The 7936-nt window shown below is 75.1% G+C and carries 6 protein-coding genes; 4 read left to right on the top strand and 2 right to left on the bottom strand.

All coding sequences use genetic code 11. From position 1 onward, the window contains the following. The first annotated feature begins 131 nt into the window (after positions 1-131). Both ACFV61_RS22405 and ACFV61_RS22400 read left to right on the top strand, forming a co-directional pair. Positions 132-1331, top strand: coding sequence for an alpha/beta hydrolase (locus ACFV61_RS22405; protein ID WP_380493557.1), 1200 nt, complete (start codon positions 132-134; stop codon positions 1329-1331). A gap of 166 nt (positions 1332-1497) precedes the next feature. Continuing rightward, positions 1498-2856 carry an ABC transporter ATP-binding protein gene (locus tag ACFV61_RS22400; protein WP_380493555.1) on the top strand — a complete coding sequence of 453 codons (1359 nt, stop codon included), beginning with the start codon at positions 1498-1500 and terminating at the stop codon, positions 2854-2856. Between the two features lie 71 nt (positions 2857-2927). Here the strand turns inward: ACFV61_RS22400 and ACFV61_RS22395 are convergent, their stop codons facing one another. Further along, entirely contained in the window at positions 2928-3416 is a 489-nt protein-coding gene (locus ACFV61_RS22395) for a universal stress protein (RefSeq protein WP_063346559.1), read from the bottom strand. Between the two features lie 183 nt (positions 3417-3599). Continuing rightward, positions 3600-5822: a potassium-transporting ATPase subunit KdpB gene (gene kdpB, locus ACFV61_RS22390; protein WP_380340510.1), complete on the bottom strand. Its 2223-nt coding sequence runs from the start codon at positions 5820-5822 to the stop codon at positions 3600-3602. Between the two features lie 382 nt (positions 5823-6204). On the opposite strand from kdpB, the gene ACFV61_RS22385 reads away from it, so the two are divergent. After that, positions 6205-6408: a hypothetical protein gene (locus tag ACFV61_RS22385; protein WP_063346558.1), complete on the top strand. Its 204-nt coding sequence runs from the start codon at positions 6205-6207 to the stop codon at positions 6406-6408. A 50-nt stretch (positions 6409-6458) separates the two neighbouring features. Next, the gene (gene lysA, locus ACFV61_RS22380; protein WP_380340507.1) at positions 6459-7850 is read left to right on the top strand and encodes a diaminopimelate decarboxylase; all 1392 of its coding nucleotides are present in this window, start codon (positions 6459-6461) and stop codon (positions 7848-7850) included. The last annotated feature ends 86 nt before the right edge of the window (positions 7851-7936 follow it).

Raw genomic sequence — 7936 nt, 5'->3', positions numbered from 1 at the left:
CCTCTGTCTCGTCGCCGTCCTTGGGCGGGTCGCCGCGGCCGTCGTGGCGCACCCCACCCCGGCGGGAGTGACGTCCCGTTCCGTGCTGGTTACCCTGGGTCGCGCTGTCGGACGCGCCCCAGGGAGGCCGGATGGGACTCACCAGTCACAAGCTGCTGGCGCTGGCGGCACTGCTTGCCGTGTTCACGGTGCTCGGCACGCTCTGGGTCTGGCCCCGGCTGGCCGTCCGCAGCTGGCCCGCGGTGTTCCTGCGGCTCGGCACGATCGCCGTCACCCAGTTCACCCTGCTGGCCACCCTCGGGCTCGCCGTCAACGACGACTTCGTGTTCTACAGCAGCTGGTCCGACCTGTTCGGACGCGACCGCGGGACGGGCGTCATCCAGGCGGGCGGCTCGTCCGGAAGCCCGACCGGAAGCCCGACCGCCGTTCCGTCCGGAAGCCCGACCGGCACCCCCAGCGGCACCCCGGCCGAAGTGCCCGCCGGGGTGCAGGTGCTCGGCACCGCCGAGATCACCGGCGCGGACGGGGCCGACCGCGACCCGGCCACCATCGGGCGGCTCGACCGGGTCCGGCTGCCCGGCACCACCACCGGGCTCAGCACCGACGGGTACGTCTACCTGCCGCCGCAGTACTTCCGGCCCGGCGCCGAGGCCCGGCACTTCCCGGCCGCCCTGGTGATGACCGGCTTCCCGGGGGACGCCGCCAACCTGGTCACCAAGCTGCGCTACCCGGCGTACGAACTCGACCTGCTGCGCCGGGGGACGATGAAGCCGACCGTCCTGGTGCTGGTGCGCCCCTCGCCGTCGATGCCGCGCGACAGCGAGTGCGAGGACGTCCCGAACGGCCCGCAGGCCCAGAGCTACTTCACCACCGACGTGCCGGCCGGCCTGCGCGCCTCCTACCGGGTGCTCGACGGCACCGGCAGCCTCGGCGTGATCGGCGACTCCACCGGGGGCTACTGCGCCGTCAAACTCGGCATGGTCCACCCGGAGACCTTCCCGGTGGCGGTCTCGCTGTCCGGCTACTTCAAGGCCGCCGAGGACGCGACCACCGGCGACCTCTTCGGCGGCAGCCAGCAGCGGCGCGACGAGGCCGACCTGAACTGGCGTCTCGCCCACCTGCCGATGCCCGCCCTCGCCGTCCTCCTCGCCGACAGCAAGGAGGACGGCCACGGCTACGCCGACTCCGTGGCCTTCGCCGCGGCCGCCCGCCCGCCGCTGGTGGTCGCCCAGGCCGTCGTGGAGACCGGCGGGCACAACTTCACCACCTGGACCAGGCTGCTCCCGCCGTCGCTGACCTGGTTGAGTGACCACCTGCACGACCCGCAATGACGCCGGCCGCGCGCCGGCCGCCCCCTGGTGCTGACGGCCGGACGGCGGCCGAGAACGTCGGCGGGGTGGTCACTCCTGAGCCATTGTGTGGCAGGAGGGTTGTCTGGGGGCTCAACTTCAGGGTAGGCAAACCTAAGTGATTTCGGTTCGGGGGAGGACACGCGGAATGACTGTGACCGAGAACCCGACCGCCCGGGTCGACCGGCTCGCCATCGCCCTCGCGGACGGCACCCCGCTGCTCGCCCCGGTCAGCCTCGACCTGCGCCCCGGGCGCGTGCACGCCGTCACCGGCCCTTCCGGCGCGGGCAAGACCACCCTGCTGCACGCCCTCGCCGGCGCCCTGCCCCCGGGCGCCCGGGCCACCGGGCTGGTCACCGTCCTCGGTCAGGACGTCCTCGCCCTCGCCCCCGAACCACTGCGCCGGTTGCGCCGCCACCGGCTCGCCTTCCCCGGCGCCCTCTCCGGCGGCCGGCAGCGTCGCGTCGCCCTCGCCCGGGCCCTCGCCCGCCGCCCCGACCTGCTGCTCCTCGACGAACCCGGCGCCGGCCTCGACCCCGCGCTGCGGGACGAGATCGCCGACCTGCTGCGCGAACTCGCCCGCCGGCACGGCATCGCCGTCGCGCTCGCCAGCCACGACGCCGCCTTCGTCGCCCGCTGCGCCGACGAGGTGCTCGTCCTCACCCCGGCCCGGCCCGGGGCGGGCGGCGGCGCCATCCGGGCCGGCGCCGTCCGGGCCGGGGCGAACCGCACGTCCGGACCGGTCGCGGCGCGCACCGCCGTCGGGCTGGCCGCGCTCGGCGTCGAAGCCCACGTCGGGTACGGGCGCGGGCGGCGCCGGATCCTCACCGGGGTCGACCTGCACCTCGCGCCCGGTAGCTGCACCGGCATCGTCGGCCCCTCCGGCGCGGGCAAGACCACCCTCGCCCGGGTCCTCGCCGGGCTCCACCCGCCCACCGGCGGCACCCTCACCCTGGACGGCGCCCCGCTGGCCGGCTCGCACCACGCCCGTACCCGCGAGCAGCGCCGCCGCGTCCAACTCGTCCCGCAGAACCCGCTCGGCGCGCTCAACCCGGCCCGGACCGTCGGCGCCACCCTCACCCGGCCGCTGCGGCTGCACCACACCACCCCGCACGAGCAGTGCCCCGGCCGGGTCGCCGAACTGCTGGCCGCCGTCGGCCTCCCCGCCGACCTGGCCGCCCGGCACCCGCACGAGCTGTCCGGCGGCCAGCGTCAACGCGTCGCCATCGCCCGGGCGTTGGCGGCCGAACCGGACGTCCTGCTGTGCGACGAGGTGACCTCCGGGCTGGACGCCGACACGGCCGTGGGCATCATGACCCTGCTGGGCCAGCTGCGCGCCGAGCGCGGGGTGGCGCTGGCACTCATCGGCCACGACCCGCTGCTGGTGCGTGAACACGCGGACGCGGTGGTGCAGTTGGGGGCGTCGCCGGGTCGGGCCTTGACCAGGGGCCCTGGTCCGGCGCGCCCGGGCGCGATGGCGCCCGCCGGCTCGGCGTGGGTGAGGTGACGCGTCGAGCCGGCGGGCGGGTTCGGGGGAGTTGCTGTCAGGGCCTGTCCGGCGAGATCCGCGGGACGGGACTAGGCACGCCCGAGCAGCGGGAGCGGTGCCCCGGTGCGGGCGGGGAGTTCGAGTCGGGTCAGCAGCGCGGAGGGCGACACCTCGACCACCCGGCAGCCCGCGCGGTGGCGGCAGTGCCGGGCCACCGAGCCGTGCCGCAGCCGGTCGAACCGGCGGCGGGTGGCGGCACCGAGGACCAGCAGGTCCTCCGGCCCGGTGACGGCGCCGACCAGGGCCGGCCCGGGCTCGGCCTTGACCACCAGCGGGTGGATGACCAGGCCGGCCGGGTAGCCGCCGTAGGCCTGCTCGAAGGCGATGTCCAGCCGCCGCCGGGCGGCGTGCTCCAGTTCGGACAGCGGGCGCAGGCCGTCGCGTTCGCCCGCGTTCCACGCGGCCACCGGCACCAGCACGGCCTCGCTGCGGGCCGCCTCGCCGACGGCGTGGTAGAGGGCGGCCAGACTGCTCAGTGATCCGCTCAGGCCGACGATCACTCGGGTGGTCCCGGTCATGGCCGTTCGCCTCCGTTTCTCCGGTCGGGTGTTCCCGGTTCCGTACTCCTTGGTTCGGATGATTCCAGTGAACCCCGGAACCGGGCCGTCCGTACCGCCGCTGATGGCTCCATGACGCCGGTCGCACACTTCTTGACGTCCTTCTGACAGCTCCGGCGTGCGGCGCGCGGTGCGCCGTGCGCCTCAGCCGAGGCCCGGCACGAACTGGATCAGCAGGTCGATCGCCTTGATGCCGAGGAACGGCAGGATCAGCCCGCCCAGCCCGTACACCCGCAGGTTGCGGCGGAGCAGGTCGGTGGCGGAGGCGGGCTGGTAGCGGACGCCGCGCAGGGCCAGCGGGATCAGCGCGACGATGATCAGCGCGTTGAAGATGATCGCGGAGGCGATCGCCGAGGTCGGGCTGTGCAGTTCCATGATGTTGAGGTGGTGCAGCCCGGGGTAGGCGTTCGCGAACATCGCGGGGATGATCGCGAAGAACTTGGCCACGTCGTTGGTGATCGAGAAGGTGGTCAACGCGCCACGGGTGATGAGGAGTTGCTTGCCGACCCGGATGATGTCGATCAGCTTCGCCGGGTTGGAGTCGAGGTCGACCATGTTGCCGGCCTCCTTGGCGGCCGGGGTGCCGGAGTTCATCGCGACCCCGACGTCGGCCTGGGCGAGGGCGGGGGCGTCGTTGGTGCCGTCGCCGGTCATCGCGACCATGTTCCCGGCGGCCTGCTCGCGGCGCAGGTGGGCGAGCTTGTCCTCGGGGGTGGCCTCGGCGAGGAAGTCGTCCACCCCGGCCTCGGCGGCGATGGCACGGGCGGTGAGCGGGTTGTCGCCGGTGACCATGACGGTGCGGATGCCCATCCTGCGCAGTTCGGCGAAGCGCTCGGCGATGCCCTCCTTCACCACGTCCTTGAGCTCGACCACGCCCAGCGCGCGGGCGCCGTGCCGGTCGTGGACGGCGACCAGCAGCGGGGTGCCGCCGGCCTCGGCGATCCGGTCCACCAGCGGCTTGGCCTCCATCGGCATCCGCCCGCCGGACTCCACCACCCAGCGGGCGACGGCGCCGGCGGCGCCCTTGCGGATCAGGCAGTTCGTCCCGTCGGGCCAGGTCAGGTCGACGCCGCTCATCCGGCTGTGCGCGGTGAACGGGACGGGCCGCTGCTCGCCGAGTTCGCCGGGGGCGCGGGGCGGCACCCAGTACTGGCGGTTCGTCAGTTCGACGAGTGAGCGCCCCTCCGGGGTCTCGTCCGCGACGGATGCCAACTGGGCGGCCTCGGCGAGCTGTTCGGTGCTCGCGCCGGGCAGCGGGTGCAGTGCGACGGCCCGGCGGTTGCCGTGGGTGATGGTGCCGGTCTTGTCGAGCAGCAGCACGTCGACGTCTCCGGCGGCCTCGACGGCCCGGCCGGACAGGGCGACGACGTTGCGCTGGACCAGCCGGTCCATCCCGGCGATGCCGATCGCGGACAGCAGCGCGCCGATGGTGGTCGGGATGAGCGCGACCATCAGGGCGACCAGCACCACGGTGGTCTGCGGCGCGTGCGCGTAGATCGCCATCGGCTGGAGCGAGACCACCGAGAGCAGGAAGACGATGGTGAGCGAGGCGAGCAGGATGTTGAGCGCGATCTCGTTCGGGGTCTTCTGCCGGTTGGCGCCCTCCACCAGGGCGATCATGCGGTCGACGAAGCTCTGCCCGGGCCGGGAGGTGACCCGGACGACCAGGTGGTCGGAGAGCACCCTGGTGCCGCCGGTGACGCCGGTGCGGTCGCCGCCGGACTCGCGGATCACCGGCGCGGACTCCCCGGTGATCGCCGACTCGTCGACGGAGGCCACCCCCTCGACCACCTCGCCGTCCTGCGGCACGACCTCGCCGGCCGGCACCAGCACCACGTCGTGCAGCATCAACTGCTCGGCGGGGATCACCTCGTGGCGGTGGTCGCGGGTGCCGACCCGCCAGTGCAGCAGCCGCCGGGCGGTCGTCCCGGCCTGGGTGCGGCGCAGCGACTCGGCCTGCGCCTTGCCCCGGCTCTCGGCGACGGCCTCGGCGAGGTTGGCGAACAGCACCGTCAGCCAGAGCCAGAAGCCGATCACCCAGGCGAACACGCTCGGGTGGATCACCGCGCTGAGCGTGGTGAGCGCGGAGCCGGTCTCCACCACGAGCATCACCGGGTTGCGCATCATGGTGCGCGGGTGGAGCTTGCGGACGGCGGCGGGCAGGGCCTCGGTGAGCTGCCGGCGGGTGATGAGCCGGCGGCGGCCGCCGTCCGGGCCGGTCGGCCGGTGGCTCGGGTGGTGCTGCGGTTGGTGCGGCCGGTCGTCCGGTCGGTCGTGCGGGGGTTGCTCGCGGACGCCCTCCGGGCGGCGGAACCAGTCGGTTCGGGGCGTGGTGGTGTCCGGGGGAGTGAGGGCCGAACGGCGCATCGTCTCGGAGGACCTTCCGGGCCGCCCCGGGCTGCGGGGCAACGGGGCGGCGGGCTCGGTGGCGGCGGGGACGGCGGCCAGCCCACCATCGGATCCGCGCCCGCCACGCGCCTCTTGACGCGGGCTTGGCGTGCGGGCGGCCGTCCTTGACGGCTCCCTGACATCCGGACCGGGTGGGCGTTCGGTGGCTCGTACGGACGTTCGGGTGCGCGTGCGGCCGTACGGGTGACGGTCGTGGCAGCGGATGTCAGGAAGGCGTCAAGGACGCCCGGCGGAGCGTAGGCCACGCGTCAAGGCCCGGTGCGATCGGCGTCCGGTGGGCATCCACTGGAACCGAGGGCCGCACACAGCGGCCCGCCCGCCCGAGCCCGAGGAGCCTCCCGTGAGCAGCACGATCGCCACCGCCGTCGACCAGTCGCCGCGCCGCCTGGTCCGCCTGGTGCCCGCCGGTGTCCGGCAGGACCGACAGGAACGGCATGAGCTTCAGGACAGCCCCGAGCCGCCCGAACCGGCGCCCGCGCCCACGGTCGGCCACGACCGCGGCCGCCCGGCGCACTGCCGGATCGCGATGCAGTTCGAGGACTGACCCCGCCCACCGCGTGCCGCAACCCCGCCCCGCCCCGTAGGAGTACCGCCATGACGCAGCTGACCGCCCCGTCCGTCCCCTCCACCGTCCCCGCCCCCTCCACCGGCACCTCCACCGCCCGCCCCGACGCCCCGGCCGTCGACGCGCTCGGCGGCCCCTGGCCGGCCTCGGCGCGGCCCGGCCCCGGCGGCGACGTGCTGGTCGGCGGGGTGGGGCTGGCGGAGGCGGCCGAGCGCTTCGGCACCCCGCTGTACGTCCTGGACGAGGCCGAGGTGCGCAACCGCGCCCGGGCCTACCGGCGGGCGCTGCCGCACGCCGAGGTGCTGTACGCCGCCAAGGCGTTCCTGTGCAGCGCGATGGCCGACTGGGTGGCCGAGGAGGGCCTGGGTCTGGACGTCTGCTCCTCCGGCGAGCTGTGGCTGGCCGCCTCGGCCGGCTTCCCGGCGCAGCGGATCCTGTTGCACGGCAACGCCAAGTCCCCGGAGGAACTGCGGCTGGCCCGGCGGCTGCGGGTCGGGCGGATCGTGATCGACGGCCCGGCGGAGATCGCCCGGCTGGCCGCCCTGGTGGCCGCCGACACCCCGCAGCGGGTACTGGTCCGGGTCGTCCCGGGGATCGCCGCCGGGCACCACACGGCGGTTCAAACGGGGGTGGGCGGGCAGAAGTTCGGCTTCCCGATCGAGGGCGGCGACGCGGCCGACGCGATCGCCCGGGTGCTCGACCAGCCCGGGCTCGAACTGGCCGGCCTGCACTGCCACCTGGGCTCGCAGATCACCGAGGTCGAGCCCTACCTCCAGGCGGTGGACGCGCTGGTGCGGCTGCTCGCGGAGATCCGGGAGCAGCACGGCGTGGAACTGCCCGAACTGGACCTCGGCGGCGGCCACGGCATCCGCTACCTGCCGGGGGACGCCGAGTTCGACGTCGCCGACTTCGCCGTCCGGGTGACCGACCGGCTGGCGGTGCGCTGCGCCGAGGCGGGCCTGGAGGTGCCGCGGCTGATCGTCGAGCCCGGCCGCGCGCTGGCCGGCCCGGCCGCCGTCGCCGTGTACCGGGTGCTGTCGGTGAAGCACACCGCGGACGGCCACTGCTTCGCCGCCGTGGACGGCGGGATGAGCGACAACCCGCGCCCGGCGCTGTACGGATCGCCGTACAGCGTCCGCCTGGTGGGCCGCCGCTCGGAGGCGGGCGCGGCCCGGGTGGACGTGGTCGGCCGGCACTGCGAGGCCGGCGACGTCCTGGTCCGCGACGCCGTCCTGCCCGCCGACCTGCGCGCGGGGGACCTGCTGGCCGTCCCGGCGGCCGGGGCGTACCAGCTGTCGATGGCCTCCGGCTACAACCTGGTCGGCCGCCCGGCGGTGGCCGCCGTCAAGGACGGCCGGGCCCGCCTGCTGATCCGCCGGGAGACGGTCGAGGACTTCCGCCTCCGCGAGGTCGGCCGGTAGCCGAACGCCGCCGGCCGTGGCCCGAAGAACGTGGGCAACTCGGTGTCCGCGCCGGGCTCCAGGACCGCGCGGACCAGGGACTCCCC

Source organism: Kitasatospora sp. NPDC059817 (genome assembly GCF_042731835.1).
GTDB lineage: Bacteria > Actinomycetota > Actinomycetes > Streptomycetales > Streptomycetaceae > Kitasatospora.
This window is presented reverse-complemented; position numbering and strand designations above follow the sequence as displayed.

Bases quoted from the DNA above. Each gene is read 5' to 3' on its own strand.
- ACFV61_RS22405 (WP_380493557.1), top strand. From the start codon at position 132: ATGGGACTCACCAGTCACAAGCTGCTGGCGCTGGCGGCACTGCTTGCC.
- ACFV61_RS22400 (WP_380493555.1), top strand. From the start codon at position 1,498: ATGACTGTGACCGAGAACCCGACCGCCCGGGTCGACCGGCTCGCCATC.
- ACFV61_RS22395 (WP_063346559.1), bottom strand. From the start codon at position 3,416: ATGACCGGGACCACCCGAGTGATCGTCGGCCTGAGCGGATCACTGAGC.
- kdpB (WP_380340510.1), bottom strand. From the start codon at position 5,822: ATGCGCCGTTCGGCCCTCACTCCCCCGGACACCACCACGCCCCGAACC.
- lysA (WP_380340507.1), top strand. From the start codon at position 6,459: ATGACGCAGCTGACCGCCCCGTCCGTCCCCTCCACCGTCCCCGCCCCC.